The organism is Actinokineospora sp. UV203, assembly GCF_056323665.1.
This window is the reverse complement of sequence record NZ_CM150484.1, coordinates 5994434-6020207: the sequence shown is the minus strand read 5'-3', so window position 1 is coordinate 6020207 and position 25774 is coordinate 5994434. Positions and strand designations below refer to the sequence as shown.

General features: G+C 70.2%; 29 protein-coding genes. 13 read left to right on the top strand and 16 right to left on the bottom strand.

Features of this window, described 5'->3' with window-relative positions:
* Both ACUZ2Y_RS28950 and ACUZ2Y_RS28945 read right to left on the bottom strand, forming a co-directional pair.
* Entirely contained in the window at positions 1 to 483 is a 483-nt protein-coding gene (locus ACUZ2Y_RS28950; protein WP_476324816.1) for a methyltransferase family protein, read from the bottom strand.
* 18 nt (positions 484 to 501) lie between these two features.
* Positions 502 to 1170: a VldE C-terminal domain-containing protein gene (locus ACUZ2Y_RS28945; protein ID WP_476324814.1), complete on the bottom strand. Its 669-nt coding sequence runs from the start codon at positions 1168 to 1170 to the stop codon at positions 502 to 504.
* Positions 1171 to 1340: 170 nt separating this feature from the next.
* Here ACUZ2Y_RS28945 and ACUZ2Y_RS28940 point away from each other — a divergent pair, with 170 nt between their 5' ends.
* Complete coding sequence (locus ACUZ2Y_RS28940; RefSeq protein ID WP_476324812.1) at positions 1341 to 2147, top strand: DUF72 domain-containing protein; 807 nt, start codon at positions 1341 to 1343, stop codon at positions 2145 to 2147.
* Positions 2148 to 2360: 213 nt separating this feature from the next.
* Here ACUZ2Y_RS28940 and ACUZ2Y_RS28935 read toward each other — a convergent pair whose 3' ends face one another.
* Genes ACUZ2Y_RS28935 through dxs form a run of 3 tightly spaced genes read right to left on the bottom strand, consistent with a single transcriptional unit; the run spans position 2361 to position 6138 of the window.
* A complete protein-coding gene (locus ACUZ2Y_RS28935; protein WP_476324810.1) occupies positions 2361 to 3491 on the bottom strand; it encodes a sensor histidine kinase in 1131 nt (376 codons plus the stop codon).
* Positions 3488 to 4162, bottom strand: a complete 675-nt coding sequence (locus tag ACUZ2Y_RS28930; protein WP_476324808.1) for a response regulator transcription factor — start codon at positions 4160 to 4162, stop codon at positions 3488 to 3490. Before ACUZ2Y_RS28930 ends, ACUZ2Y_RS28935 begins: the two co-directional genes overlap by 4 nt.
* A gap of 56 nt (positions 4163 to 4218) precedes the next feature.
* Positions 4219 to 6138 (bottom strand): 1-deoxy-D-xylulose-5-phosphate synthase, encoded by a 1920-nt coding sequence (dxs, locus tag ACUZ2Y_RS28925; RefSeq protein WP_476324806.1) that lies wholly within the window; start codon positions 6136 to 6138, stop codon positions 4219 to 4221.
* A 181-nt stretch (positions 6139 to 6319) separates the two neighbouring features.
* On the opposite strand from dxs, the gene ACUZ2Y_RS28920 reads away from it, so the two are divergent.
* The gene (locus ACUZ2Y_RS28920; RefSeq protein ID WP_476324804.1) at positions 6320 to 7144 is read left to right on the top strand and encodes a hypothetical protein; all 825 of its coding nucleotides are present in this window, start codon (positions 6320 to 6322) and stop codon (positions 7142 to 7144) included.
* A gap of 163 nt (positions 7145 to 7307) precedes the next feature.
* Here the strand turns inward: ACUZ2Y_RS28920 and ACUZ2Y_RS28915 are convergent, their stop codons facing one another.
* Positions 7308 to 7937, bottom strand: a complete 630-nt coding sequence (locus ACUZ2Y_RS28915; RefSeq protein WP_476324802.1) for a TetR/AcrR family transcriptional regulator — start codon at positions 7935 to 7937, stop codon at positions 7308 to 7310.
* 154 nt (positions 7938 to 8091) lie between these two features.
* Here ACUZ2Y_RS28915 and ACUZ2Y_RS28910 point away from each other — a divergent pair, with 154 nt between their 5' ends.
* The 3 genes from ACUZ2Y_RS28910 to ACUZ2Y_RS28900 are packed head-to-tail and all read left to right on the top strand — an operon-like array spanning position 8092 to position 10461.
* Entirely contained in the window at positions 8092 to 8517 is a 426-nt protein-coding gene (locus ACUZ2Y_RS28910; RefSeq protein WP_476324800.1) for a type VII secretion target, read from the top strand.
* A complete protein-coding gene (locus ACUZ2Y_RS28905; protein ID WP_476324798.1) occupies positions 8514 to 9692 on the top strand; it encodes a PPE domain-containing protein in 1179 nt (392 codons plus the stop codon). The genes ACUZ2Y_RS28910 and ACUZ2Y_RS28905 overlap by 4 nt, the downstream gene beginning before the upstream one ends.
* The gene (locus ACUZ2Y_RS28900) at positions 9685 to 10461 is read left to right on the top strand and encodes an ESX secretion-associated protein EspG (protein ID WP_476324796.1); all 777 of its coding nucleotides are present in this window, start codon (positions 9685 to 9687) and stop codon (positions 10459 to 10461) included. Before ACUZ2Y_RS28905 ends, ACUZ2Y_RS28900 begins: the two co-directional genes overlap by 8 nt.
* A 145-nt stretch (positions 10462 to 10606) precedes the next feature.
* On the opposite strand, the gene ACUZ2Y_RS28895 is transcribed toward ACUZ2Y_RS28900, so the two are convergent.
* Both ACUZ2Y_RS28895 and ACUZ2Y_RS28890 read right to left on the bottom strand, forming a co-directional pair.
* Positions 10607 to 11803, bottom strand: coding sequence for a class I SAM-dependent RNA methyltransferase (locus ACUZ2Y_RS28895; protein ID WP_476324794.1), 1197 nt, complete (start codon positions 11801 to 11803; stop codon positions 10607 to 10609).
* Positions 11800 to 13806: an APC family permease gene (locus ACUZ2Y_RS28890; protein ID WP_476324792.1), complete on the bottom strand. Its 2007-nt coding sequence runs from the start codon at positions 13804 to 13806 to the stop codon at positions 11800 to 11802. The genes ACUZ2Y_RS28895 and ACUZ2Y_RS28890 overlap by 4 nt, the downstream gene beginning before the upstream one ends.
* 123 nt (positions 13807 to 13929) lie before the next feature.
* Between ACUZ2Y_RS28890 and ACUZ2Y_RS28885 the strand changes: the two genes are divergently transcribed.
* Both ACUZ2Y_RS28885 and ACUZ2Y_RS28880 read left to right on the top strand, forming a co-directional pair.
* Positions 13930 to 14595: a potassium channel family protein gene (locus tag ACUZ2Y_RS28885; protein ID WP_187222225.1), complete on the top strand. Its 666-nt coding sequence runs from the start codon at positions 13930 to 13932 to the stop codon at positions 14593 to 14595.
* Positions 14595 to 15251: a potassium channel family protein gene (locus ACUZ2Y_RS28880; RefSeq protein ID WP_476324789.1), complete on the top strand. Its 657-nt coding sequence runs from the start codon at positions 14595 to 14597 to the stop codon at positions 15249 to 15251. Before ACUZ2Y_RS28885 ends, ACUZ2Y_RS28880 begins: the two co-directional genes overlap by 1 nt.
* Positions 15252 to 15304: 53 nt before the next feature.
* Here the strand turns inward: ACUZ2Y_RS28880 and ACUZ2Y_RS28875 are convergent, their stop codons facing one another.
* The 3 genes from ACUZ2Y_RS28875 to ACUZ2Y_RS28865 all read right to left on the bottom strand — a co-directional run bounded on the left by ACUZ2Y_RS28875 (position 15305) and on the right by ACUZ2Y_RS28865 (position 17506).
* Positions 15305 to 16255 carry an acyl-CoA desaturase gene (locus tag ACUZ2Y_RS28875; protein ID WP_476324787.1) on the bottom strand — a complete coding sequence of 317 codons (951 nt, stop codon included), beginning with the start codon at positions 16253 to 16255 and terminating at the stop codon, positions 15305 to 15307.
* A 166-nt stretch (positions 16256 to 16421) separates the two neighbouring features.
* Complete coding sequence (locus ACUZ2Y_RS28870) at positions 16422 to 17132, bottom strand: DUF3159 domain-containing protein (RefSeq protein ID WP_476324785.1); 711 nt, start codon at positions 17130 to 17132, stop codon at positions 16422 to 16424.
* A complete protein-coding gene (locus ACUZ2Y_RS28865) occupies positions 17129 to 17506 on the bottom strand; it encodes an OB-fold nucleic acid binding domain-containing protein (protein ID WP_476324783.1) in 378 nt (125 codons plus the stop codon). The genes ACUZ2Y_RS28870 and ACUZ2Y_RS28865 overlap by 4 nt, the downstream gene beginning before the upstream one ends.
* 64 nt (positions 17507 to 17570) lie before the next feature.
* Between ACUZ2Y_RS28865 and ACUZ2Y_RS28860 the strand changes: the two genes are divergently transcribed.
* Positions 17571 to 18320 carry an alpha/beta fold hydrolase gene (locus tag ACUZ2Y_RS28860; RefSeq protein ID WP_476324781.1) on the top strand — a complete coding sequence of 250 codons (750 nt, stop codon included), beginning with the start codon at positions 17571 to 17573 and terminating at the stop codon, positions 18318 to 18320.
* Complete coding sequence (locus tag ACUZ2Y_RS28855; protein ID WP_476324779.1) at positions 18296 to 18607, top strand: hypothetical protein; 312 nt, start codon at positions 18296 to 18298, stop codon at positions 18605 to 18607. The genes ACUZ2Y_RS28860 and ACUZ2Y_RS28855 overlap by 25 nt, the downstream gene beginning before the upstream one ends.
* 276 nt (positions 18608 to 18883) lie before the next feature.
* On the opposite strand, the gene ACUZ2Y_RS28850 is transcribed toward ACUZ2Y_RS28855, so the two are convergent.
* The 3 genes from ACUZ2Y_RS28850 to dut form a co-directional block, all read right to left on the bottom strand.
* A complete protein-coding gene (locus tag ACUZ2Y_RS28850; RefSeq protein ID WP_476324777.1) occupies positions 18884 to 19255 on the bottom strand; it encodes a single-stranded DNA-binding protein in 372 nt (123 codons plus the stop codon).
* Between the two features lie 146 nt (positions 19256 to 19401).
* Positions 19402 to 20037, bottom strand: a complete 636-nt coding sequence (locus ACUZ2Y_RS28845; protein WP_476324775.1) for a DUF3710 domain-containing protein — start codon at positions 20035 to 20037, stop codon at positions 19402 to 19404.
* Positions 20038 to 20514, bottom strand: coding sequence for a dUTP diphosphatase (gene dut / locus ACUZ2Y_RS28840; protein ID WP_176926727.1), 477 nt, complete (start codon positions 20512 to 20514; stop codon positions 20038 to 20040).
* A gap of 24 nt (positions 20515 to 20538) precedes the next feature.
* Between dut and ACUZ2Y_RS28835 the strand changes: the two genes are divergently transcribed.
* A complete protein-coding gene (locus ACUZ2Y_RS28835) occupies positions 20539 to 21033 on the top strand; it encodes a DUF3093 domain-containing protein (protein WP_476324773.1) in 495 nt (164 codons plus the stop codon).
* 73 nt (positions 21034 to 21106) lie between these two features.
* Here ACUZ2Y_RS28835 and ACUZ2Y_RS28830 read toward each other — a convergent pair whose 3' ends face one another.
* The gene (locus ACUZ2Y_RS28830; protein ID WP_091371191.1) at positions 21107 to 21415 is read right to left on the bottom strand and encodes a DUF4193 domain-containing protein; all 309 of its coding nucleotides are present in this window, start codon (positions 21413 to 21415) and stop codon (positions 21107 to 21109) included.
* Between the two features lie 498 nt (positions 21416 to 21913).
* Between ACUZ2Y_RS28830 and cei the strand changes: the two genes are divergently transcribed.
* The gene (cei, locus tag ACUZ2Y_RS28825; protein ID WP_476324770.1) at positions 21914 to 22612 is read left to right on the top strand and encodes an envelope integrity protein Cei; all 699 of its coding nucleotides are present in this window, start codon (positions 21914 to 21916) and stop codon (positions 22610 to 22612) included.
* 18 nt (positions 22613 to 22630) lie between these two features.
* Here the strand turns inward: cei and ACUZ2Y_RS28820 are convergent, their stop codons facing one another.
* Positions 22631 to 23431: an inositol monophosphatase family protein gene (locus ACUZ2Y_RS28820; RefSeq protein ID WP_476324768.1), complete on the bottom strand. Its 801-nt coding sequence runs from the start codon at positions 23429 to 23431 to the stop codon at positions 22631 to 22633.
* Positions 23432 to 23512: 81 nt separating this feature from the next.
* Here ACUZ2Y_RS28820 and ppgK point away from each other — a divergent pair, with 81 nt between their 5' ends.
* A complete protein-coding gene (gene ppgK, locus ACUZ2Y_RS28815; RefSeq protein ID WP_476324766.1) occupies positions 23513 to 24262 on the top strand; it encodes a polyphosphate--glucose phosphotransferase in 750 nt (249 codons plus the stop codon).
* Positions 24263 to 24437: 175 nt separating this feature from the next.
* Positions 24438 to 25751: an RNA polymerase sigma factor gene (locus ACUZ2Y_RS28810; protein WP_476324764.1), complete on the top strand. Its 1314-nt coding sequence runs from the start codon at positions 24438 to 24440 to the stop codon at positions 25749 to 25751.
* The last annotated feature ends 23 nt before the right edge of the window (positions 25752 to 25774 follow it).

Sequence of the window (25774 nt, the reverse complement as noted above, 5' to 3'; positions counted from 1 at the left end):
TCACGGCGCCCCTGGCGTCCCTTCGGGGACTCCGGGGGCGCTGTGCCGTCTGGGGAGGTAGCGCGGAACTCGACGGACGTAGTCGGCCTGCTCCCGGCTGAACCGGGCGGCCAGCTCCCATTCCTCGCGCAGCGCGGCGCGGTGCACCAGGGCGAACGCGACCGGCCAGCCCGCGAGCACCCAGGGCGAGCGGGCCGCGAGCGCGCCGCCGAGGTGGAGCAGACTCCAGCCCGTGTACATGGGGTGTCGGATGAGCGCGTACGGGCCGGTCGTCACGAGCCGGTCCACCTGGTCGAGGCCGCCCGCGAACTGGGCCCGGATCGCCCACGCGTTGAGCCCCACTCCGGCGGAGAGAAGCGTCCACCCTGCCGGGGCGAAACCCCTCGGCAGCCGTGCCCGTGTGCGCTTGTGCAGCAGCAGACCCGCGGCCATCGGGACCGCGTGCTCAGCCGGGAAGGGTGTCCGGTCCCAGAGGGCCGACATGTCCCCACTGTAGGCCGCTCAGCACGTGACGGTGACTTTGGCGCCGGCGCGGAAGGACACGTGGACGTGGTCGTAGTGGTTGGCCGTGGCACCGCCGCGGTCTTCCATGGTGGACCAGCCGCTGCCGTCGTTGTAGCGCTGGCGCCAGATTACGTAGGTGACGGCGAAGGCCCGGCGGTTGGCCAGGAGGTAGTCGGCGATGGCGTTGCCCTTGGCGGTGTCGACCATGAAGTCCAGGGCGAGGCCCTCGGGGTGGTCACTGGCTCCGCCGCTGCGACCGGCGGCTCCGCCGATGTCGTCGACGCCGAACTTCGCGGCGATGTGGTTGCCGACCTGCGCCACGTGTGGCTGTGCGCCGTCCAGTTTGGTCGAGCACGACGTGGCCGGGGGTGGCGGCGGGGTCGTCTTCACCGTGGTGGTGGTGACCGGGGGCGGGGTGGTCATGACCGGGGGCACGGTGGTGGTCGTCGTCGTCGTGGGGGCGACGGTGGTGGTGGTGGTCGTCGTGGTGGTCGTGGTCGACGTGGTCGTCACCGGCGCCGCCATGGCCATTGCGGCGCCGGCGTTCTGCACATCGGGATCGCTGCCCGCGAGCCAGGTCGTGGCCGCGAGCACCGCGCCGGTGGTGACGGCGAGCGCGACTGGCATGTGCCAGTTCGCGGCCTTGTTGCTATGTCGACCTGCCATATCGTGGATCACCGCTATGCCTCGGGGACGGGGTCGGCTCTTTCGAGCCCGAGGCAACGTAACGAAACGGCCACGGCAATGTCTCGCCAGGGTGTCGGCCACCACATTTCCGCAGGTAGGCTTGACGCTGTGGCCAGCAGGTATCGCGGTTCGTGGTTGGCTGATCACCCATGAGCGACGTGCGAATCGGGACGTCAGGCTGGCTTTACCCGCCCTGGCGCGGCACGTTCTACCCCAAGGGCCTGACCCAGAAACGCGAGTTGGAGTACCTGTCGCGGCAGGTGTCGTCGATCGAGATCAACGGGTCGTTCTATTCGTTGCAGCGTCCGGAGAGCTACCAGCGGTGGCATGACGAGACGCCTTCGGGGTTCGTGTTCTCGGTCAAGGGCCCCAGATTCATCACGCACATGAAACGCCTCAAGGACTCGGACACGACATTGGCGAACTTCTTCGCCTCAGGAGTGTTGGCGCTGCGGGACAAGCTCGGCCCGATCCTGTGGCAGTTGCCGGAGAACTTCCGCTACGACCGCGACTTGTTCGCGGGCTTCTTCGATAAACAGCCACGGACAACCAAGGCCGCCGCGAAACTCGCCGAGTCCCATGACTCCCGTTTGGACGGTCGCGCATGGACCGAGACCGACGCGGACCGGCCCCTGCGCTACGCCTTGGAGGTCCGCAACCCGGACTATCCGCGTGAGGAGTTCGTAGAACTGTTGCGGGACAATGCGATCGCCCTCGTGGTCGCGGACACGGCCGGGCGGTGGCCGCTGTTCGACGAGGTGACGACGGAGTTCATGTACGTGCGGCTGCATGGGGATGAGGAGCTGTACACGAGCGGCTACACGGACAAGGCGCTGGACGAGTGGGCGAAGAAGGTCGAGCGGTGGCGAAAGAACGGGGACGTGTTCGTGTATTTCGACAACGACGTGAAAGTCCGCGCCCCCTACGACGCCAAGGGACTCATCGAGCGACTGTGACCAGCTCTCTGATCCGCCCATCAGACCAGGCGTTCCGCGCAGCCCATCACTCGATCGGACGGCTCGTATCCCCTTTGAGGCAACCACTGAAGTGCGTCAGATCGAGATCACGTCGAGACGGCAATCCGTTCGCCGCCGCGATCGCGCCGATATGGAGGCGATCCGGCACGCATCCCGGCGCACATCCAGGATGCCCCTGGGTCAGCCCCTGACTCAGGGCAGGGACGGCAGGTGCACGGTGACCGTCAAACCGCCGCCCCGCACGGGTTCCGCGGTGACATGGCCGCCGTGCGCGCGGGCGACCGCACGCACGATCGACAGCCCCAGGCCCGTTCCCGTGTGTGCCGTCCGGTCGACCCCGCCGCGACGGAAGGGCTCGAACAGCTCGGCCACCCGATCCGGTTCCACGACCTGGCCGGACGACGACACGGTCAGCATTGTCCACTGTGGAGTATGGGCGGTGCGGACGTCGATCCAGCCGCCGTCGACGTTGTGCCGCACGGCGTTCTCCAACAGGTTCCCCGCGACCCGTTCCAGCAGGGCGGCGTCGCCCGCGACCCGGGCACCGGACTCGTGGAAGGTGGCCCGCACACCACGGCGTTCGGCTTCCACTCTGGCGGACCGCCAAGCGCCCGCGATGACGGCCGACAGGTCGACCGGGCCGGTCACGTTGACGCCGAGACCGTCGGTGCGGGCCAGCACGAGCAGGGCCTCGACCAGCTCGCCCGCGCGCAAAGTCGCGGAGCGGACCACCTCGGCCATGCGGCGCAGCTCGGCTTCGTCGGCGTCCGGGTCGGCCAGGGTGACGTCGAGTTCGGTGCGGATCACCGCGAGCGGGGTCCGCAGCTCGTGGCTGGCGTTGGCGACGAACTGGCGTTGCGACGAGAAGGCGGCCTGCAGCCGGTCGAGCATCGCGTCGAAGGTGTCGGCGAGTTCGGCGACCTCGTCGCGGGCGCCGCGGTGGCCGATGCGCGCGCCGAGGGACTCCACCGAGAGGCGGTGCGCGGTCGTGGTGACCTCGCGCAGGGGGCGCAGGACGCGGCCGGTGATCACCCAGGCGAGCAGCGCGGTCGCGGCGACAACACAGACGAACGCGACGGAACCCGCGAGCAGGACCCGTTCCCGGGCGTTCTCGGCCAAGGCGTCCGCGAGCTGGTCGGCGCGGACCCGGACGCCGCCGACGACAACCGTCGACCCCTCGGGCAGCGAGGGCACCGACGCCACCACACCCCCGGCGAGCAGCCAGCCCAGCCACAGCAGCAACGCGCTGACCGCCGCCACGAGCCCCGTGGTGAGCAGCGTGATCCTCGCGCGCAGCCCCAGGCCGCGGCGGCGTCCGCTCATTGACTGCCCGCGGAGGAGGGCACTCGGTAACCCGACCCGACGACGGTGTCGATCACACCGGGATCGCCGAGCTTCTTGCGCAGCGTCATGACCGTGACGCGAACGGTCGTGGTGAACGGGTCGGCGTTCTCGTCCCAGACCCGCTCCAGCAGTTCCTCGCTGCTGACCACGGAACCGCGGGCGGCGAGCAGGACCTCCAGGACGCCGAACTCCTTGCGGGTCAACTCGATGGGCTGCCCGGCCCGTGACACCATCCGCCGCGCCGGGTCCAGCTCGACGTCACCGGCGACGAGCACCGGGGGTGTCACCGGGGTCGCCCGCCGGGCCAGGGCGCGCACCCGGGCGACCAACTCGGGGAAGGCGAAAGGCTTGGCGAGGTAGTCGTCGGCACCCAACGAGAGACCCTCGACCCGGTCCTCGACGGCGTCGCTGGCGGTCAGCATGAGCACCCGCGTGAGGGCGCCGGACGCCACGATCTCCCGGCACAGCTCGTCGCCGTGCATGCCGGGCAGGTCGCGGTCGAGCACCACCACGTCGTAACGGGTGAAGCTGGATTTCTCGTGGCCGTCGTCCCCGTTCAGGGCGACATCGACCGCCATGCCTTCACGTCGCAGGCCACGGGCGATCGCCTCGGCCAGCGCTGGTTCGTCTTCAACGATCAGGATCCGCACGGGTACAACGTTGCCACACCAGTGTGGACAAGGTCGGGCAGGCCGTCCGCCGAGTCCTACGGCAGGACTCGACCGACCCGCTCGGCGTCTTCCGGCTCGGTGCCGCCGATCAGGTCCGATGCCCATCCGGTGACCCGTCGGGCCACGTCCTGAGCTGTCAAACCCAACCTGACCAGCACCTCATCGCGCGAACCGTGGGCGTGGAATTCGTTCGGGATGCCCAGGTCGCGCAGCGGCACATCCACGTCACTGTCGCGCAGCAATGCCGCGAGGGACCAGCCGAAGCCGCCGTGCCTGCCGCTGTCCTCGACCGTCACCACCAGGCGGTGCCTGGCGGCCAGGTCGACCAGTTCGCGGGGCACGGGGGCGACCCAGCGTGGGTCCACCACCGTCACGCCGATGCCCTGGTCAGCCAAGCGGTCAGCGGCGGCCAAGCCCAGCTCCGCAAAGGAGCCGACCGTCACCAACAGCACGTCCGACGTCTCGCCTCGACGCAGGATGTCCACCGGGCCGATGCGTTCGACGGCCAGGATGTCGTCGCCGACGGTGGCCTTCGGGAAGCGCAGAACCGACGGGCCGTCGTCGATCGCCACTGCCTCGCGCAGTTCCTCGCGCAGGGTGAGGGCGTCGCGGGGGGCGGCGATGTGGATTCCCGGGATCACTCCGAGGATCGACAGGTCCCACATGCCGTGGTGGCTGGCGCCGTCCGGGCCGGTGATGCCCGCGCGGTCCAACACGACGGTGACCGGCTGCTTGTGCAGCGCGACGTCCATCAGGAGCTGGTCGAACGCCCGGTTGAGGAACGTCGAGTAGATGGCGACGACCGGGTGCAGGCCCGCCATGGCCATGCCCGCCGCCGAGGTGATCGCGTGCTGCTCGGCGATGCCCACGTCGAAGCAGCGCTCCGGGAACCGCTCGGCGAACGGGGCCAGGCCGGTCGAGCGCAGCATGGCCGCGGTGATCGCCACGACGTCCTCGCGCTCGGCGCCGATCTTCGCCAGTTCGTCGGCGAACACCGACGTCCACACGGTGCCCTTGGACTTGCGGGGCTTGCCGGTGACCGGGTCGATCGGGTCGGTCTGGTGCATCTGGTCGAGCTCGTCGTTCTCGGCCAGCGGGTAGCCGTTGCCCTTGCGGGTCACGGCGTGCACGATGACCGGCCCGCCGAAGTCCTTAGCGCGGCGCAGGGACGACTCCAGCGACTCGAAGTCGTGGCCGTCGACCGGGCCGATGTACTTCATGCCGAGGTCTTCGAACATGGCCTGCGGGCTCAGCGCGTCCTTGATGCCGCGCTTGGCCGCGTGCAGCGCGGCGTAGAGCGGCTTGCCGACGACCGGCGTGCCCTGCAGGACCCGCTTGCCCTCCTCCAGCGCCCGCTCGTAGCCGGGGCGCAGCCGCAGCGCGGCGAGGTGGTCGGCGACGCCGCCGATGGTGGGCGAGTAGGAGCGGCCGTTGTCGTTGACCACGATGACGACCGAGCGGTCGGTGCCCGCGGCGATGTTGTTGAGCGCCTCCCAGCACATGCCGCCGGTCAGCGCGCCGTCGCCGACGACGACCACGGCGCTGCGGCGTTCGCCGCGCAGCTCGTAGGCCTTGGCCAGACCGTCGGCATAGGACAGCGCGGCCGAGGCGTGGCTGTTCTCGACGTGGTCGTGCTCGCTCTCGTCGCGGCACGGGTAGCCGGAGATGCCGCCCTGCTGGCGCAGGTCGTCGAAGCCGTCGCGGCGGCCGGTGAGGATCTTGTGGACGTACGCCTGGTGGCCGACGTCGAAGATCAGTGTGTCCCGCGGGGAGTCGAACACCCGGTGCAGGGCGATCGTCAGCTCGACGACGCCGAGGTTGGGGCCCAGGTGGCCGCCGGTCTTGGTGACCTTGTCGACAAGGAAGGCGCGGATCTCGATGGAGAGGCGATCCAGCTCCTCCGGCGTCAATCGGGTCAGATCAGCCGGTTCGTGCACGGACTCCAGCAGCGTCACCGCGTGGTCACCTCGTCGTCCTAGTCGGCTGTACCTGCGGCATCCAGTCTACGAGGGGCGTCCGTGTGCTCGCCGGAGGCGTCGCACACATCCACGCGATCATCACCGAACGTGCACACCGAACCCACACGCCCGGTATGGTTCCGCACGCACGTATGGGGGGATCTGTGGTGGGGGAACGATGACGGAACCGCAGCCGGTGATGGACCCGGTCGAACAGAATCGGCTGACCAAGGACGTCGGCCGGGCGATGGTGCGCGTCGCCGGTCAGCACTGGCAGAAGATCCGCGCCGAGTACCGCTCCGCGGGCCGCCACGTCGAGGTCGACCTGACGATCACCGCCCATGACGGGCAGGAACACGCGATCCGCCCGCCGACCGAGGTGGTCTCCGGCTTCGCCCGGCTGCGCGGCGGGATGTACCGGCCTGGTCGGGGGACCTGGCTGGTCGCGGTCTACGAGATCGAGCCGCCGGGAGGGTTCGCGGTGGAGTTCGAGCCGGATGTGGAACCGGCGTGGCGCCGGGTGCCGCCGCCGATCGGGTTCATGGACGAGCTCCGATTCTTCCCCCGATCGGAGGAACACATCCCCGACTGGCTGCGGGCCCGGGCAGGCATGCCGCCCGCGGTGTCCCCGGAGACCCAGGCCGCGCACACGCCCGCAGGCGGTATTCCGGCGCCGGGTGGGCCTGTTCCCGCTGGTCAGACCCCTGGAGTGGGCGGCAAGGGACCTGCCGGGCCTGGCGGTCCCGCGCCTGGTGGACCTGGCGGTCCCGCGCCTGCTGGACCTGGCGGTCCCGCGACTCCCACGCCCGCTGGACCCGGCGGACCCGCACGTCCCGGACCTGTGCCGCCCGGAGCCGGACGCGGCCCGGCCGGTCCCGGTGGCCCGTTCCCCAGTGGCGGCATGCCGGGCCCCAGCCACCCGCCCATGGGAAACCGCCCACCCCAACCGGGCTTCCCGCCGCCCAACGGCCCCGGCCGCCCGCCAGGACCGCCACGCCCCTGACCAACCCGCTCACCCAGCGACGGTTGATCCGAGACCGCGAGTCGCCCCTCCCGGCAAGTGAGTCGCCCCTCCAGGCAAGTCAGTTCGACATTCGCCCTGCCCGAATGTCGAACTCATTCGCCTGGAGGGGCGACTCAGTTGCCGGGCGGGGCGACTCGCGGGACTAACTTGCGTCGGGCTTCGGGATTGTGATCGCGGACATGATGTAGCCGACGAGTTCGCCGTAGAACTCGGGGCGGACCGCGCCGGGCACGATCCAGTGGTCGATTCCCAGGCCGATGCTCAGGGCGTGCAGGCCGATCGCCAGTTCCATCGGGTCGACGTCGGCCCGGATCCGGCCCGCTCGCTGTTCGGCCGCGATGATCTCGGCGACCGCCCGGGGAATGGACTCGATCCGGTCGGCGAATGTGGCGCGCAGCGCGGGGTCGCGGGCGGCGACGATCGAGAATTCCAGGTTCAGCAGGAACCGGTCGGGGTCCAGGTGGACCTGGCGGGTGCTCTCGTCGGCGAGCAGCTTGACGCGTTCGGCGAACGTGCCGCCCGCCGCGGCGAAGAAGGCTTTGATCACCGCGACCCGGTCTTCGGTGCTCTCCGTGAACAGGGCGAAGAACAGGTCCTGCTTGCTCTCGAAGTTCGAGTACACCGCGCCGTGGCTATAGCCGGCTTCCTCGGCGATGTCGGCGATCGAGGCGCCCGCGTACCCGCGGCGGGCGAACACCCGCTTGGCGGCGGCCAGCAGTTCCTCCCGGGTCAGCGCGGCCCGCTCGGCCCGAGGCAGTCGGCGCGATGTCACTGCTGTGTCCCTACTGGGTCGATGTCCCTACTGAGTCGATCTATGGGTGCCGAGAGGGTACCCGGCGCAATCGAGACATTTTCCGCTTCCGAACGACCACGCCCGGTAGCATTGGGATCGTAATCTGAATGATGAGCATAATCTGGGGGTAGCAGTGCGCGGACCGAACGACCCGGCCTTCGCCGATTCCGCGGGGGCGTTGGCCGAGCTGATCGGGCGCCAGAGCCAGATCGAGACGCTGCTGAACACCGACCGGTTCAGCGTCGACCCCGGCGGCGCCCGCCGCGCCGCCAAGGCCTGCCGAGACCAGGTGCACCGCATCGACAGCGCCTTGGAGACGGCCCGGGGACTGGTGCGCACCGACAACTTCGGCCAGTGCGCGGTCGGCGAGTCGCTGTCGAACAAGTTCACCGCGAAGGCGGGTGACGGCCCCGACTCGCTGATCAACCTGCTCACCCAGGCCCGAGACCTGCTCGCCCGGCTCGGCGCGAGCTACGACAACGCGGCCGCGGGCTACGACCACACCGATGAGTCGGCCGCTGCCCAGTTCCGGAACCTGGCGGAGAGGACCGGCGCGTGAACCCCGTCGAACAGCTGCTGGCCCCCATCCTGGAAGTGCAGTCGGCCCTGGTCGGCACCGACGGCCCCAGCGCGCGCGACGCCCAGGAGCGCGGCCAGGCCGCGGCCACGGCGGACGGCGGCGCCCGGCACGACGCGCTCGCGGCCCAGGGCGACAAGCAGGCCGACGCGGCGGGCGCGGGCTACGACGCCCCGACGATCGCCGAACTCGACAACTGGCAGGCGTGGCAGCTCGAGGAGATGCGCGCGCTGCTCGACGCCATCAGCCCGGACGCCATGGCCGAGACCGGGTCGACCTGGCAGGCGCTCGGCAGCCAGATCGCCGACAGCTTCGAGACGTTCCGCCGCGAGGTGACCGAGGCCGTCGCCGAGACCTGGACCGGTCCCGCCGCCACGGCCGCCGACGGGTACTGCACCGCCTTCGCCCAGTGGGGTTCGGCGTTCGGCGCGGCGATCGACGGCACCGGGATCCGGATCCACCAGGCGGCGGCCGCGGTGGACCTCGCGAAGATCAACCTGCCGGAGCCGCAGGACTTCAACTGGCAGCGACTGCTCGTCGTGGCGGCCGAGGGGGCCATCATCGGCGGTGTGGTCGGCGCGATCGCCGGTGCCGCCGCGGGCCCCGCCGGGATCGCCGCGGGCGCGGCACTGGGCGCCGCGGCGGGCGCGACGGTCGGCGGCGGTGGCGACGTGTTCAAACAGTTCGCCGAGCAGCAGCAGGCCCAGCAGCGCGGTGCCGAGGTGATGGAACGCTTCTACTCCAAGGGTTACGTCGACGTCGACTCGACCACGCCCGCGTTCGCGACGGCGGTGTCGTCGACCAGTCCGGGTACCGCGGGCACGTCGGCCAGTTCGTTCGGCCAGGTCCCCGGCGGGGGCGGGTCGGCGGCGGGGATCACCTCCGGGCTCTCGGGAGGCGGGCCCGGCAGCGGGGCGGACAGTCGGCTGGGCGGCGGGTTCGGTGCGGGGGCGGGCATGCGGCCTGCCGGTCGCGGTGGCATCGGCGCGGGCCGTGGCGCGGCTGGGCGCGCCGGCGGGCTCGGCGGCCCGTTCGGCGGCGGCGGCGCGCGCGGGCAAGGCGACGAGGACGAGGAACGCTTGACCAAGTTCGTGCAGAAGGACGACGGGCTGTTCGCCTCGGATGAGCCGTGCGCAAGGCCGATCATCGGTGTCTGATCAGCCGTGGTCGCTGACCACCACCGAGTTCGACTACGTCTGGCAGACGCTGAACCTGGGCGACTACCCGTTCCCGCTGCAGGTCCCCAGCTTCGGCCGGACCGACCGCGACCGCGTGTCCATCGCGCTGCGCGTGCGCGACAGCCTGCGTGACCGCGGGCTGTTCCACGTCAGCGCCCCCGATCCGGGGCTGGAACGGGCGCTGCGGGTGGTGGCCTCCGCCGAGCAGTGGCTCGACTCGGTGTGGCTCGCCGGCGAGAACCTGTCGTCGCCGGTGCGGGTGATCACCGCCCGCACCGACGGGCGAACGGTCCTGTTGCGACAGGAACCCGGCGCCGACTCACACGCGGGCGGCACGTTGACGCTGAGGGAGATCCCACCGCAGCGGCTCGTCGACGCCGCCCTCGACGAACTGCCCGAGGGCAAACCGGGTGCGTGGCGACCGGAGCCGATGGCGGCGGACGCTTTGGCGGGCGCGGTTCCCGAGGAGACGAGCCCGTGGGAACCCAAGGACCGGGCTCCGCACCTGCGGGACCTGATGAGCGGCACGCATCCGGCGGGCGGGCAGATCGGGATCAACCTGCGGGAATCCGGGCGACGCAGGCGCGCACTCGCGGCCAGGTGGTTCGACCGAGCCGACGACGGGCGGTACCTGGCGATCAGCACGGCCGGGGCCGACGGGCGGCCGTGGATCACGGTGGCGCCCGCGGACCGGACGGCCATGCGCAGCCGGATCACCGAGACCATGGGCGAACTGACCGCACTCTGACAGGTATGGCCGGGCGCCGCCGGGCCCACGGGCGACCATGGATCACCGTCGCACCCGCCGACCGGACGGCCATGCGAAGCCGGATCATCGAACTGACCGCCCTCTGACAGTTATGGCCCGCCCCCAAGCCGGGGCGGGCCATTCGTCAGCGCTCCAACAGAGCCACGCACTCCACGTGGTGCGTCATCGGGAACGTGTCGAACGCGCGGAGCCGCGTCAGCCGGTATCCGTGCCCGGCGAACGAAGCCACGTCCCGAGCCAGCGAAGCCGGGTCGCACGCCACATAGATCACGCGCTCGGGCGAGCGTGCCGCGATCGCGTCCACGACTTCCCGGCCCGCGCCCTTGCGGGGCGGGTCGAGGACAACCACGTCCGGGTCGGGCAGGTCGCCGTCGACCAGGACCTGTTCGACCATGCCTGCGAATACCCGGACCTGGGGCAGGTCGCTCAGGTTGTCGGCGCCGTCCTCGGCCGCGCGCCGGGCGGACTCGATCGCGATGACCGACCCTTCCGGGCCGACCTGCTCGGCCAGCACGGCCGCGAACAGCCCCACGCCCGCGTACAGGTCCCACGCGCAGGCCGAGGGCTTGGCGCCCGACCACTCGGAGACGACCTCGGCCAGCATGTCCGCGGCGTCCGGGTGGACCTGCCAGAAGCCGTGGGCGTCGAGCCGCCAGTCGCGGCGGGCGGCGCGTTCGACGGCGACCGCGGAGCCGGAGACCCGGCGGGACACCGTCTCGCGCCGCACCTCGCTGATCTCGCTGATGTGGGTGCGGCCGTTCGCGTCGACCGAGACGTCGACCTCGGCGCGCGGCTTCCACTTCTTGCCGACGACCTGGTCGACGGTGCCCGGCGCGGCGATGTGGCAGTGCTCGACCGGGATGACCTTGTGGCTGCGGTGCGCGCGGAAGCCGGGGCGGCCTTGGCGGTCGACGGCGAGCCGGTTGCGGGTGCGCCAGTGCAGCAGACCGCCCGCCAGTTCCTCGACTTCGACGTCCCAGTCGAGGCCCGCGAGTCGCTTCAGCTGCTCGGCGACGACAGCCGCCTTCAGGTTCCGCTGCTCCGCGCCGGTGGCGTGCTGCCAGTCGCAGCCACCGCAGCCGCCCGGCCGGGCCAGCGGACACGGCGGCTCGACGCGCGCGGGTGAGGCGGTCAGGACCTCCACCGCGTCGCCGCGGCAGAACGAGCCGCCCTTGTCGTCGGTGATCTCGACGATGACGCGTTCCCCCGGCAGCGCGTGCCGGACGAACACGACCCGCCCCTCGGCCCGCGCGACGCAGTGGCCGCCGTGCGCGACCGCGCCGACCTCCACTTCGACCCGTCGTCCCGTCCAGTCGGTCACCGGCGTTCTTCCTCCTCATCGACGGCCAGGCCGCGGCGCACCAGGCCGGGTGCGACCACGTCGTCGACGTGCACACCCGCCGAGGACGCCAACTGCCACGGCACACTGGTCACCATCACGCCAGGCTGGAACAGCAGCCTGCCCTTGAGCCGCAGGGCGCTCTGGTTGTGCAAGAACTGTTCCCACCAGTGCCCGACCACGTACTCGGGGATGAACACGGTGACCACATCGCGTGGGTTGTCGGTGCGGACCCGCTTGACGTAGTCCAGCACCGGTTTGGTGATTTCGCGGTAGGGCGACTCGATCACCTTGAGCGGCACCGTGAAGTCCTGCTTGTCCCACTCTACGACCAGCCGCTTGGTGTCGATGTCGTCGACGTTGACGGTGATGGCCTCGAGCACGTCCGGCCGGGTCGCCCTGGCGTAGGCCAGCGCGCGCCTCGTCGGCAGGTGCAGCTTGGAGACCAGCACGATCGAGTGGATGCGCGACGGGAGCAGGATCGGCCCAGCGCTCTCGGCCTTGACCAGTTCCGCCGTGACTCGGTCGTAGTGCCTGCGGATGGCGGTCATCATCGCGTAGAGCGCGGCCATCGCGGCGATGGCGATCCAGGCGCCCGACAGGAACTTGGTGATCAGCACGACGATCAGCACGGCGCCGGTCATCGCGAGGCCGAACGCGTTGATCGCCTGCGAGCGGCGCATCCGGCGGCGTTCGACCGGGTCGGACTCCGAGGCCAGCTTGCGGTTCCAGTGCCGGATCATGCCCGTTTGGCTCATCGTGAACGAGACGAACACACCGACGATGTAGAGCTGGATGAGCCTGGTGACCTCGGCGTCGAACGCCACGACCAGGATGACCGCGAACGCCGCGAGCCCGATGATGCCGTTGGAGAACGCGAGGCGGTCGCCGCGGGTGTGCAGCTGGCGGGGCAGGTAGCGGTCCTGGGCGAGGATCGAGCCGAGCACCGGGAACCCGTTGAACGCGGTGTTCGCGGCGAGCACGAGGATCAGGGCGGTGACGATGGTGACGAACCAGAAGCCCGTCGGGAACCCCGCGAACACCGCGCTCGCGATCTGGGCGACCATCGTCTTCTGCTCGTAGCCCTCAGGGGCGTTGACCAGCTGCGCCGGGTCCTCGGCGACCTTCACCCCCGTCAGCTGCGCGAGCACGATCAGGCCCATCAGCATCACCACGGCGATGAGGCCCATCAGCAGCAGCGTCGTCGCGGCGTTCTTCGACTTGGGCTTGCGGAAGGCGGGTACGCCGTTGCTGATCGCCTCGACACCGGTCAGCGCGGCGCAGCCCGAGGAGAACGCACGCAGGATCAGGAAGACCAGGGCCAGGCCCATGAGTTCGCCGTGCTCAGCGTGGAGCTCGAAGTTCGCGCTCTCGGCAGGCATCTCCTGGTCGAGCACGAGACCACGGAACAGGCCATAGCCGATCATCCCCATGATGCCGATCATGAAGGCGTAGGTCGGGACCGCGAACGTGGTTCCGGACTCACGGATGCCGCGCAGGTTGATCGCGGTCAGCACCACGATGGCCAGGACGGCGAATTCCGCCTTGTGGGTCGCCACGAAGGGCACCGCCGAGCCGATGTTGGACATGGCCGCGGCGATGGAGACGGCGACGGTGAGCACATAGTCGACGAGCAGCGCGCTGGCCACCGTCAACCCCGCCTTGCGGCCCAGGTTCACCGTGGCGACCTCGTAGTCACCGCCGCCGGACGGGTAGGCGCGCACGTTCTGCCGATAGCTGGCCACCACGGTGAGCATGACGACCACGACGACCACACCGACCCACGGGGCGAAGGTGTAGGCCGACAATCCGGCCACCGACAGCATCAAGAAGATCTCTTCCGGCGCGTAGGCCACCGAAGACATCGCGTCGGAGGCGAACACCGGCAGCGCGATGCGCTTCGGGAGCAGGGTGTGCGCCAGGCGGTCACTGCGAAATGGCCGTCCGACGAGCAGTCGCTTGACCGCCGTTGAGAACTTGGACACGGGTGCACAGCGTAGGCGGTCGCGTCACACTTTCGGACCAGGCACCGGTAGGTTCAACCGTGGCGTCCGCCGACTGATCGTCGGACGTCCGATTTGGGTGATTTACCTGCGAGGAGGCTGGTCGTGCACGTGGTGATCATGGGCTGCGGCCGTGTGGGGGCCTCGATGGCCCACGCGCTGGAGCGCCTGGACCACACCGTCGCCGTGATCGACAAGGACGCGCAGGCCTTCCGCAGGCTCGGCGCCGACTTCCACGGCCAGCAGGTGGTGGGTCCCGGCTTCGACCGCCAGGTGATGATCGAGGCGGGCATCGAGCGCGCGGGCGCCTTCGCGGCGGTCTCCAGCGGCGACAACTCCAACATCATCTCCGCCCGGGTGGCCCGGGAGACGTTCGGCGTCGACCACGTCGTCGCCCGCATCTACGACCCCAAGCGCGCCGAGGTCTACGAGCGCCTGGGCATCCCGACCGTGGCCACCGTGCCGTGGACGACCGACCGGCTGCTGCGCACGCTGCTGCCCGATGGCGTCGCCTCGGCCTGGCGGGACCCGTCGGGCAAGGTCGCGCTGCTGCAGGTGCCGGTGCACGAGGACTGGGTCGGGCGGACCGTGCGCGACTTCCAGAGCGCCACGGGCTGCCGGGTCGCGTTCATCATGCGGTTCGGCACCGGCGTGCTGGCCGAGTCGAAGACGGTCATCCAGGCCGACGACCAGGTCTATGTCGCCGCGCTCTCCGGCACGGTCACCGACGTCACGACGGCCGCCGCCCAGGCGCCGGAGGAGGGTCACTGATGCGCGTCGCGATCGCCGGAGCAGGCGCTGTCGGCCGCTCCATCGCCGCCGAACTGGTCGGCGGCGACCACCAGGTGATGCTCATCGAACGTGAGGCCAAGCAGTTCGAGCCGCACACGGTCGAACAGGCCGAGTGGGTCCTCGCGGATGCCTGCGAGCTCGCGTCGCTGGAGGACGCGGGCATCCAGCTGTGCGACTGCGTCATCGCCGCCACCGGCGACGACAAGGTCAACCTGGTGGTCTCGCTGCTGGCCAAGACGGTCTTCGCGGTCAAGCGCGTGGTCGCCCGGGTCAACGACCCGGCCAACGAGTGGCTGTTCACCTCGGCCTGGGGTGTGGACGTCGCCGTGTCGACCCCGCGGGTGCTCGCGGCCATGGTCGAGGAGGCGGTGAGCGTCGGCGGGCTGGTGCAGCTGCTGACCCTGCGCCAGGGCCAGGCCAACCTGGTCGAGATGACGCTGCCGCACGACACCCCGTGGGCCGGGCGGGCGGTGCGCGAGATCAAACTCCCGCGCGACGCGGCCCTGGTGACGATCCTGCGCGGCGGCCGGGTGATCGTCCCGCAGCCGGACGACTCACTCGAAGGCGGCGACGAACTCCTCTTCGTGGCCTCCGCCGACGTCGAAGACGAGATCCGAAAGGCCCTCGGCCACTAGAGCAACGAAAGGCCCGCACCCAATCGGGGTGCGGGCCTTTCGCTTGTTCAGGCTTACTTCGCGACTCGCAGCTTCTCGATGCGCTGCGGGGTGGGCCAGCGGACGTTGGACGCCCAGCCCAGCTTCTCGAAGATCCAGATCGTGCGCGCGGAGATGTCGATCTGGCCGCGCAGCACGCCGTGGCGGGCGCTGGTCGGGTCGGCGTGGTGCAGGTTGTGCCAGGACTCGCCGAAGCTCAGGATCGCCAGCGGCCAGAAGTTGGACGCCTTGTCGCGGGACTTGAACGGCCGCTCGCCGATCATGTGGCAGATCGAGTTCACCGACCACGTGACGTGGTGCAGCATCGAGATGCGGACCAGGCCCGCCCAGAAGAACGCGGTCAGCGCGCCCCACCAGGACCAGGTGATCAGGCCGCCGAGGACCGCCGGGAGGACCAGCGAAAGCGTGGTGAGCAGGATGAACAGCCGGTCGACGGCCTTGAGGTCCTCGTCGGCGACCAGGTCGGGGGCGAAGCGGTCGACGGTCGTGCAGTCGCGGTCGAAGAGCCAGCCGACGTGCGAGTGCCAGAAGCCGCGGGCGATGGCGACCGGTCCGGTGCCGAAGAGCCACGGGGAGTGCGGGTCGCCCTCCTTGTCGGAGAACGCGTGGTGGCGGCGGTGGTCGGCGACCCACTCGATGACCGAGCCCTGCGCGGAGAGCTGACCCGCGACGGCGAGCGCGATCTTGAGGCCGCGCTTCGCGCGGAACGAGCCGTGGGTGAACAGGCGGTGGTAGCCGATGGTCACGCCGAGGCCGCTGATCACGTAGAACGCGGCCGCGAGGCCGATGTCCACCCAGCCCAGGCCCCAGCCCCAGGCGAACGGCACGGCGGCGGCGAGCGCGAGGAAGGGGATCACGACGAAGGCGTAGACCGCGGCCTGCTCGGCGAAGCCTCTGCGGCGGTCGGTGAGGGGTTTCGATCCGGGTGCGGCGGGTGGCGGTGTGGCATCGAGAGTGGTCGTCACTGCTGGCTACCTCGGATTTCCCGGCGTCTCCCCCAAGACGTCCCTACGGTTACGTAACCGTAAGTCTACGCGACGGCGGGCTTCCGCAAAATGGCCGGAAGAGAAACTTCTCCGGGTACGGAACAGGCCACCACCCCGGGGGGTGATGGCCTGCTCTACGTCGGTGTCAGGAGGTCTCGCCGTATTTGGCACGCAGCCGGGCCTCGACCTGCTCGTCGGTCTCCTCGGTCGCCTCACGCAGCTCCTGGCGGTGCTTGGCGCGGCGAACGGCCCACACCGTCACGGCCAGCGCGACGGCGAAGAGCGGGTAGCCCATGGCGAGCCGGGCGACGGCCAGCCAGCCGGTGAGGTCCTCGTCGTAGAGCCACTTCTGCACGATGTAGCGCGCGGCGAACACGGCGACAAAGGTGAGCGTCGCGATGTCGTAGGCCCGCCGCGACGGCTTGTCCTTGCGCCAGCTCTGGCCCAGACCGTTCAGCAGGGACCAGATCACGCCGACCAGGGGCCTGCGGACCAGCACCGACAGCAGGAAGATCCCGCCGTAGACGAGGCTGGTCCAGATGCCGAGCAGGAAGAAGCCCTTGGCGGAACCGGTCTGGTTCGCGATGAACGCGGCGATCGCGACCCCGAAGAAGCCGGAGATCGCGGGCTGCAGCGCCTCTTTGCGCACGACGCGCAGGACGGTGATCAGCACGGCGACGCCGATGGCGCTCCAGATGCCGACCGTGAGGCCGAACAGGGCGTTCGCGAGCACGAACACCAGCACCGGGACGGACGAATAGATCAGCCCGCTGACTCCGCCCATCTGCTCCAGCAGGGTGGGCATGGGCTGATCGTCGTCGGCGGGCTTGTTGACCTCAGGGGCCGGTTGCGTCATGTGGTGGTCTGCAGCTCGTAGTAGGGGTTGTACAGAACCTTGCGGCCGTCGCGGACCGCGATCCGGCCCTTCGCCTTGACGGTGCGGCCCGGCTCGATCCCCGGGATCCGGCGACGACCGAGCCAGACTAGTGTCACGCCCTCGGTCCCGTCGAACAGCTCGGCCTCCAACGTGGCCACCGCGTCCCGCGGACACAGCTCGACGCTGCGTAAACGACCGAGAACGGTCACCTCGTCACCGGAGTGACACTCACTCGCCCGCCGCGCGCCGTGCGCCTGGGCCTGTTCGGACAGGTCGTCAGCGTCGAGCACGTCCACGTCGGTGGTCAGTCGTTTGACCAGACGGTGCCAATAACCGTCCCCCTTGGTGCCCATGTGAATCCGCTTCTGTGGTGGGGTCGGCCCCGACGAACGACCCATGCACAATCAGGTTAACCGCGTGGGGTACCAACAGGACAAGGAACGAGGCACCAGTGTGACCCAGCCGCCGACTGGCGCCCGCACCGCCGTGCTGCTGCCCGGAACCGGCTCCGACGACGTGTTCGTGCGCTCGGTGTTCGACGTGCCGCTGGCCGCCGTCGGCCTCAAGGCGGTCCTGCCCGCGCCGATTCCCGGAGCGGACCTGGTCAGCGCCCATCTGGCCGTCCTGGACGAGGCCGCCCAGGACGGGCCGATCATCGCCGGAGGCATCTCCCTGGGTGCCCACCTGGCGGCCGAGTGGGCCGTGCGCAACCCCGACCGCTGCGCCGGGCTGCTGCTGGCCCTGCCCGGCTGGCACGGCAAGCCCGAAGCGGCACCGGCGGCCGTCGCCGCCCGCCACAGCGCCACCACCGTCCGGTCGCTTGGCCCCACGGCCGCCATCGCCGCCGCGGTCGCCGACGTGCCCGGGTGGCTGGCCACCGAACTCACCCGAGCCTGGACCGGCTACGGCGACGCCCTCGCCGACTCCCTGGACACCGCAGCCGACCGACCCGCCCCCACCCTCGACGAACTGGCCGGGCTGACCATGCCCTGCGGAGTGGCAGGCTGCACCGACGACGCCATTCACCCGATGGAAGTCGCCACCGCGTGGACCCGCGCCCTCCCCCAAGCCGCCCTGTGCACGACCCGACTGGAGATCATCGGCGTCGACCCGGAGGCCCTGGGTCGGGCCACGGTGCTGGCGTGGCTGAAGGCGAGCCAGGGGTGATCGAGTACGTGGCTATCGCCCGCATCCCCGAAGGCGGCCTCGAAGCGTTCCTCGCCTATGAGTCGACCGTGCTTCCCCTCCTCTCCGATCACGGCGGTCGCCTCGACCGCAGACTCCGATCACTCGATGAGCGCACCGAGGTACACCTGTTGTCGTTCGCCGACGAGTCCGGCCTGACCACCTACCGCACCGACCCCCGCCGCGCCGCGGCGGCACACCTGCTGGCCGCCTCGGGCGCCACGGTGGAACTGCTGCCGGTCGCCGAGGTGACGACCGACGAGCCGTAGGCCGCGAACCGCTGTCGCAGTCGCAGGGCGTGTCGCGGACCGCGAGCCGGTATGCCGGGACCGCAGCCTCGCGCGGTGGCGACCCGGTAGACGAGCCATGTCGCCGCATGCCCAAGCCCGGGCCCCGGAGGCATCGCCGCAGGCCATTGCTCGCTGTCGGGGCTGGCGACAACCACGCTTCGTAGGTGCCGCCCGCGGGGGTCTGATCCGTGGTCCCACAGCCCGGCATGGCTGTGGGCTCAGCACCGGATCTCGGCAACTACGGCAGGCTTGTCCTCATGCCGCCGCCTTCTCCTCCCGGCTCACCGTCACAGCGCACCGGGACAGGTCCGGTCCCACCGATCTCGCGTCAAGTTCGACGCTGAGGCGCTGCTTTCCCTCCGCCAGGTGTTCCCGGTGGTACAGCCTGCCGGTGACAATGATCGGATCGCCTCTCGTCAGGGAGGCGGCCACGTTCTGACCCAGCGTGCGCCAGCAGTGGACGGACAGGAACATCCGCTCACCATCGGACCACTCGCCGGTGTCGGGGTCATAGCGCCGCTCCTGGGCTCTCATCCGGAAGCTGACCACCTGGACATCGTCCCCGGTGCGCCTGCGCGTGAGTTCGCCGCAGATCCAGCCCACGATCGTCACCACCGTCTCGTACACGTTCCCGCTCCTTCCGCCGCTGCTGTCCCGACCACGTTCTCGTGGAAACGGGCGGCACGGCAGAGGGCGGTCGAGAGCTGTGGACCGAGCCTCGGTCGCTGTGGACTACCGAGGCTCGGTGCGACGGAAGTGTCAGACCTGTGTGCTCACTCCCCCGCTTGGGCGATGTGCTCGGCGATGGCCTGCGGCAGATCGATCTGCAGCGGCGTGCGGACCGGCATCGGCTGAGTGCCGCGCACGACGACCGTGCTGCGCACCATGGCCCGCAGAGCCTCGGCGCTGGTGTCGGCCAGTTCCGGGGGGCCCGCGACGACTCCGCGCAGCATCCAGCGGGGACCGTCGACGCCGACGAAGCGCAGGGCGACCTCGCCGAGGGACGCGCTCAGTTCCTGGCCCCAGTCGCCGACCTGGCTGCGGACGGTGGCACCGTCGGAGCGCAGCTGCTCGGCGAGTTCGCCGCAGACCTCGCGCCAGAGGCCACCGGACTTGGGCGCGGCGTAGGCGTTCAGCGTGAGCTGGCCGACCGGAGTGAGCACGTGCACCGCCCGGACCGGGCCGCTCGGGTCCATCTCGACCTGCAGTTGGGCGCCGTCGGGCACCGGGATGCGGACCGACCCCAGGTCGAGCCGGGGGAAATCGTCGTCGGGAGCTTCGGTCTCGTCGAACGGCCCGTCATCGCGGGCAACGAGCTCGTCGTCAGAGTCATGGTCTGAGTCGTCGAAGTCCTCTTCGACGACGGCCGGTTCCTCGGCAGTGCGCTTGCGGCGCCCGAACAGTCCCACCTAGTCCTCCGTCCCCGCCGAGCCGGTGAGCACCTGGTGCCCGCCGGTCGACCCGTATCCCCCGGTGCCGCGCCGGGACTCCCCCAGCTCGTCCACCTCGCGGAACACCGCGTGCTCCACCCGCTGCACCACCAGCTGCGCGACCCGGTCTCCGCGTCGCAGGCTGATCGGTGTGGTCAGGTCGTGGTTGATCAAACAGACTTTGATCTCCCCGCGGTACCCCGAGTCGATCGTGCCAGGCGTGTTCACCACGCTCAGCCCCGCCTTGGCGGCCAACCCGGATCGCGGATGGACGAAGCCGGCGAACCCCTCGGGCAGGGCGATGGCGATGCCCGTTCCGACGGTCACCCGCTGTCCCGGGGCGATGATGACATCCACGGTCGTCACCAGGTCGGCCCCCGCGTCGCCCGGACGGGCGTATGACGGCAGGGGGACGTCCGGATCGATCCGGGTGAGCAGGACCTCCACGCTGGGCACGAGCGGCGAGACTACCCTGGCTTCGTGACAGATACCTCAGGCACGGGTGCGCGCGCACCCGAAACCACCGGCGAGCGCTACCGCGAGCGCCTGTATGTGACCTGGTACTGGTGGCCGCTGCCGCTCATCGCCGCGGGCCTGCTGGCCGCCGAGATCCACATGGGCTACCCGGGTGTCCGGGCGTGGCTGCCGTACGTGGTGATCGTGCCGCTGGCGCTGTCGCTCATCGTGAGGTCGGGCCGCACGAAGGTGGCCGTCGAGGACGGCGAGTTGCGGGTGGCCGACGCGCACCTGCCGCTGGAGTTCGTCGGCGAGGTCGAGGTCTTCGGTGCCAAGGACAAGCGCCGCGTGCTGGGTCCGCACCTCGACCCGGCCGCGTTCATGCTGCACCGGGGCTGGGTCGGGCCGCTGCTGCGGGTCCAGGTGACCGATCCCGCCGACCCCACGCCGTACTGGGTGTTCAGCACACGCAGGCCCGAGGAACTGGCCGCGATCCTCCGAGGCATGAGGGCGGCATGAGGACAGCCGGGCTCCCCAGGGGGAGGCCCGGCTGTTCCAGGTCGTGCTAGTCCGACGCGCTGCGTGGTGGGCTTTACGCGCAGTCGCGGCAGACGTACGTGCCGCCGTTGTCCTCGGCCAATCGGCTGCGGTGGTGCACAAGAAAGCACTTCGAGCAGGTGAACTCGTCGGCTTGCTTGGGCACCACGCGAACGGTGAGGTCTTCACCCGAGAGCGCGGACAGATCGGCACCAGGCAGCTCGAAGCTCTCCGCCGTGTCCGTCTCGTCCACATCGACGACACCGGATTGGTTCTCGTTCCGCCGCGCCTTGAGCTCTTCAAGAGAGTCCTCAGCGAGATCGTCCGCCTCGCTGCGGCGCGGTGCGTCGTAGTCGGTAGCCATCTTCTTTCACCCCTGCGGTCCATCAGGATGTGGGTCGTGCCGCTGGTCAACGTTCCAGCACCCCGGTTTGTGCCCGCCACTAGAGTGACGGTGGTCTCGCCGGTCGCGTCGGGCTTGGCACAGCCGTCCGAATCGATTCGGCAGGCTTCTTCGGCGACCGGAGCGGGCAGAGGGTAGCCCATAAGCGGCCGCTCATGCACAGCATCACCCTCCTGGGGGTGTTTCGGGCGCGTCGGCGGCCTGGATGAGATCATCTACAGCGTGTTGCGGTCCGGACACGTTCCTTGCCCACCAGCGGGCGGCGTGGTGCGATTCCCTCAATGGATCACGTTTACGGCAGCTCCTGGAGGCCAATCCTGGAGCTGCGGTCCACGACACGGCCCGGGCTGCGGAATCCGCGGAATCCAATAGGCTGATCAGCAGCGACAATCGAGTCGGCGCAACCGGCTCCCAATGCCTACGGGGGTAGGGCATGGTGTTCGTAGGGAGGGCGCGATCGTGGCGGCCGACAACGTGATGCGAAACGCCCCTGGAGGCCGTTACCGCAAGCGTCGTCCGCTCCCGGCGCTGATCCTCATCGTGATCCTCGGCGTCGCCGCTGGCCTCGTCTGGCTCCAGGTGATCAAAGCCGACCGGTCGAGCGCGCGCGAGACGTCCTGTTCCCCGCCGCCCGCGGTCACCGCCGACGGCACCACACCCCCACCGCTGGGCGAGACCCTCGACCGCGCGGGCCTCGACCGGGCCAACCCCGCTCCCGCGGGCACCGCGCTGGTGCGCGTGATCAACGCCAGCGGGCAGAACCGCCAGGCGGGCGCCGTCACCGAGACCTTGCGCGAACTCGGCTTCACCCAGATCGCCGAACCGGCGAACGACCTGGTCTACCCGCGGGGGTCGCTCGACTGCCGCGCGCAGATCCGGTTCGGGCAGCAGGGCATGTCGGTCGCGCGGACGCTGAACCTCCTGGAGCCGTGCGCGGAACTGGTCCGCGACGAGCGTCAGGACGGCACCGTCGACTTCGCGATCGGCCAGAAGTTCGACCACCTCAAGCCGAGCCCGGAGGCCCGCAAGGTCGTCGAGACGCTCGCCGAGTGGGCCGCGTCGAACCCGGACGCCCAAGGCGGCCTGCTCGCCGACGGCAGCCCCGCCGCCCCCATCCCCCAGGACCTGATCGACGGCGCCCTAAACCAGCGTTGTTAGAAGAACACCGAGCGCCGCTTAATAGTCGCCGCCTGCGCCGATGTCGATAAGGGTGGTGCGGAGCGGGTCGGCGATGGTCGGCGCGGCGGCGTAGACGGCGTCGTGGCCGAGTTCCGGGTCCTCTCCGGGCCGGGACACCAACGCACCCGCCTCGGCGGCGATGAGGGCGCCCGCGGCCCAGTCCCACGGCGAGAGCCCCCGCTCGTAGTAGGCGTCCACCCAGCCCGCCGCCACGGCGCACAGGTCCATGGCCGACGATCCGCCGCGCCGGATGTCGCGCACCCGGCCCAGCAGCCGGGCCGCGACGGCGGCCTGAGCCGTGCGCCGCTCCCGCGAGTACGCGAAGCCGGTCGCGACGAGCGACAGCTCGACCGACTCCGGCGTGGACACCCGCAGCGGCCTGCCGTCGAGCCAGGCGCCCTCGCCTTTGGCCGCCGTCCACACGCGCCCGCTGACCGGCTCGACGATGGCACCCGCGACCGAGTGCCCACCGACCCGCGCGGCGACCGACACGCAGTACCAGGGGTAGCCGTAGAGGTAGTTGACCGTGCCGTCGATCGGGTCGACGACCCAGGTGACCCCCTCGCCGACGGCGCCGCCGTCCTCCTCGCCCAGCACGGCGTCCTCGGGGCGCAGTTCGGCGATGCGCTCACGGATCAGGCGTTCGGCCGCGCGGTCCGCGGCGGTGACCACGTCGGTCGCGGTGGACTTGGTGTCGACGTCCTGGATGGCGCTCTCGCGGGCGGTCCGGGCGAGGTCGGCCGCCTGGGTGGCGACATCGACCGCGATCTTGAGGAACTCGTGTGGGGTGAGCGTCACGCGGCCTATCCGACCACACGCCACCGACGACGGCTAATGTCTGCGGACAATTGGTTCTGAATCGAACAGGAAGGTCGAGCGATGGGTGCGGCAGCAGGCCAGGGCTTCGGCGTCGACATCGGCGGATCCGGCATCAAGGGCGGCGTCGTGGACCTCGCGACCGGCAGGCTGATCGGCGAGCGCGTGCGCATCGCGACGCCGAACCCGTCCACGCCGGACGCGGTCGCCGACGTGGTCGCCGAGATCGTGTCCAAGTTCGAGTGGGACGGCCCGGTGGGCGTGACCCTCCCCGCGGTGATCAAGAAGGGCGTCGCGCACACGGCGGCCAACATCGACAAGGCGTGGCTCGACGCCGACGCCGCCACCGTGTTCGGAAAGCGGCTCGAACGTGACGTAGTCGTGCTCAACGACGCCGACGCCGCCGGGATGGCCGAGATCCGCTACGGCTGGCCGGGCGACCAGGAGGGCGTGGTGGTCCTGCTGACTTTCGGCACCGGCATCGGCAGCGCGCTGTTCCTCGACGGCAAGCTCGTCCCGAACACCGAGTTCGGCCACCTCGAGATCGACGGCCACGACGCGGAGACGCGCGCGGCGGCGTCGGTGAAGGACGAGGAGGACCTGTCGTGGACGGAGTGGGCGCAGCGGGTCACCCGCTACATCTCGTCCCTGGAGAACCTGATCTGGCCGGACCTGATCATCGTGGGCGGCGGAGTCAGCAAAAAGGCCGATAAATGGCTTCCGCTGCTCAAAGTGCGGACCAAGATCGTCGCCGCGGAATTGCGCAATGACGCGGGCATTGTCGGTGCGGCGGTGGCCGCGGCCGGGGCCTGAAAACACGACTTGGGCGACTTTCGGTCTTGGCGTGTCCCGGCGACACGCCGCGCGTCGCTACAATGGAACACGCCCATGGCTCAGGCAGCCGCAGGGCACTCCCCCGAACTCCGGCAGCGACCAGGTGTTTTTCCAGTTTGGCGCCGCTGTGATGGACAGTTGTGAAAGGGCGTACGTGGCAGCCGCACGAACCGCAACCCGACGCTCCACCGCGTCGGCGAGCGCCGCCAAGACGACCAAGAGCGAGCAGTCGGAAGAAGACCTGACCGCCGCGACCAAGACGCCGGCCAAGAAGGCCGCGGGCGCCAAGACGGCGCGCGCGCCGAAGAAGGCCGCCGCGGGCAAGGCCGCGCCGAAGAAGGGCGACGGTCCCGAGGGCGCAGAGCCGGAGGACGCCGACAGCCCCGACTTGGCCGACCTGGAAGAGGTCGAGGTCGAGCCGGTGGAGGAGGTCGCCGAGGAGCCCGAGGAGAAGGACCCCAAGGAACCCGGCAAGGACGGCGACTTCGTCTGGGACGAAGAGGAGTCCGAGGCGCTCCGGCAGGCCCGCAAGGACGCCGAGCTGACGGCTTCGGCCGACTCGGTGCGCGCCTACCTCAAGCAGATCGGCAAGGTCGCGCTGCTCAACGCCGAGGAGGAGGTCGAACTCGCCAAGCGGATCGAGGCGGGCCTCTACGCGGCGGAGCGGGTGCGCAAGTCCGAGGACGAGAGCGAGAAGCTGCAGCCGCAGATGCGGCGCGACCTGCGCTGGATCGTGCGGGACGGCGAGCGGGCCAAGAACCACCTGCTCGAGGCGAACCTGCGGCTCGTGGTGTCGCTGGCCAAGCGCTACACCGGCCGCGGCATGGCGTTCCTGGACCTGATCCAGGAAGGCAACCTGGGCCTGATCCGCGCGGTCGAGAAGTTCGACTACACCAAGGGCTACAAGTTCTCGACATACGCGACGTGGTGGATCCGCCAGGCCATCACCCGCGCGATGGCCGACCAGGCGCGCACCATCCGTATCCCGGTGCACATGGTCGAGGTCATCAACAAGCTCGGCCGCATACAGCGTGAGCTGCTCCAGGACCTGGGCCGCGAGCCCACGCCCGAGGAACTCGCCAAGGAAATGGACATCACCCCGGAGAAGGTGCTGGAGATCCAGCAGTACGCCCGGGAGCCCATTTCGCTCGACCAGACGATCGGCGACGAGGGCGACAGCCAGCTCGGCGACTTCATCGAGGACTCCGAGGCCGTCGTGGCCGTGGACGCGGTGTCGTTCACCCTGCTGCAGGACCAGCTCCAGTCGGTCCTGGCGACGCTGTCGGAGCGCGAAGCGGGCGTCGTCCGCCTGCGCTTCGGCCTCACCGACGGCCAGCCGCGCACGCTCGACGAGATCGGGCAGGTCTACGGGGTGACCCGTGAGCGCATCCGCCAGATCGAGTCGAAGACGATGTCGAAGCTGCGCCACCCGTCGCGCTCGCAGGTGCTGCGCGACTACCTCGAATAAGCCGAGGACTGCTTACGGACGCC

Excerpts from the sequence above, each read along its gene's own strand:
- ACUZ2Y_RS28950 (WP_476324816.1), bottom strand. The coding sequence starts at position 483 with ATGTCGGCCCTCTGGGACCGGACACCCTTCCCGGCTGAGCACGCGGTC.
- ACUZ2Y_RS28945 (WP_476324814.1), bottom strand. The coding sequence starts at position 1,170 with ATGGCAGGTCGACATAGCAACAAGGCCGCGAACTGGCACATGCCAGTC.
- ACUZ2Y_RS28940 (WP_476324812.1), top strand. The coding sequence starts at position 1,341 with ATGAGCGACGTGCGAATCGGGACGTCAGGCTGGCTTTACCCGCCCTGG.
- ACUZ2Y_RS28935 (WP_476324810.1), bottom strand. The coding sequence starts at position 3,491 with ATGAGCGGACGCCGCCGCGGCCTGGGGCTGCGCGCGAGGATCACGCTG.
- ACUZ2Y_RS28920 (WP_476324804.1), top strand. The coding sequence starts at position 6,320 with ATGACGGAACCGCAGCCGGTGATGGACCCGGTCGAACAGAATCGGCTG.
- ACUZ2Y_RS28880 (WP_476324789.1), top strand. The coding sequence starts at position 14,595 with ATGCGCGTCGCGATCGCCGGAGCAGGCGCTGTCGGCCGCTCCATCGCC.
- ACUZ2Y_RS28870 (WP_476324785.1), bottom strand. The coding sequence starts at position 17,132 with ATGACGCAACCGGCCCCTGAGGTCAACAAGCCCGCCGACGACGATCAG.
- ACUZ2Y_RS28865 (WP_476324783.1), bottom strand. The coding sequence starts at position 17,506 with ATGGGCACCAAGGGGGACGGTTATTGGCACCGTCTGGTCAAACGACTG.
- ACUZ2Y_RS28830 (WP_091371191.1), bottom strand. The coding sequence starts at position 21,415 with ATGGCTACCGACTACGACGCACCGCGCCGCAGCGAGGCGGACGATCTC.
- ppgK (WP_476324766.1), top strand. The coding sequence starts at position 23,513 with ATGGGTGCGGCAGCAGGCCAGGGCTTCGGCGTCGACATCGGCGGATCC.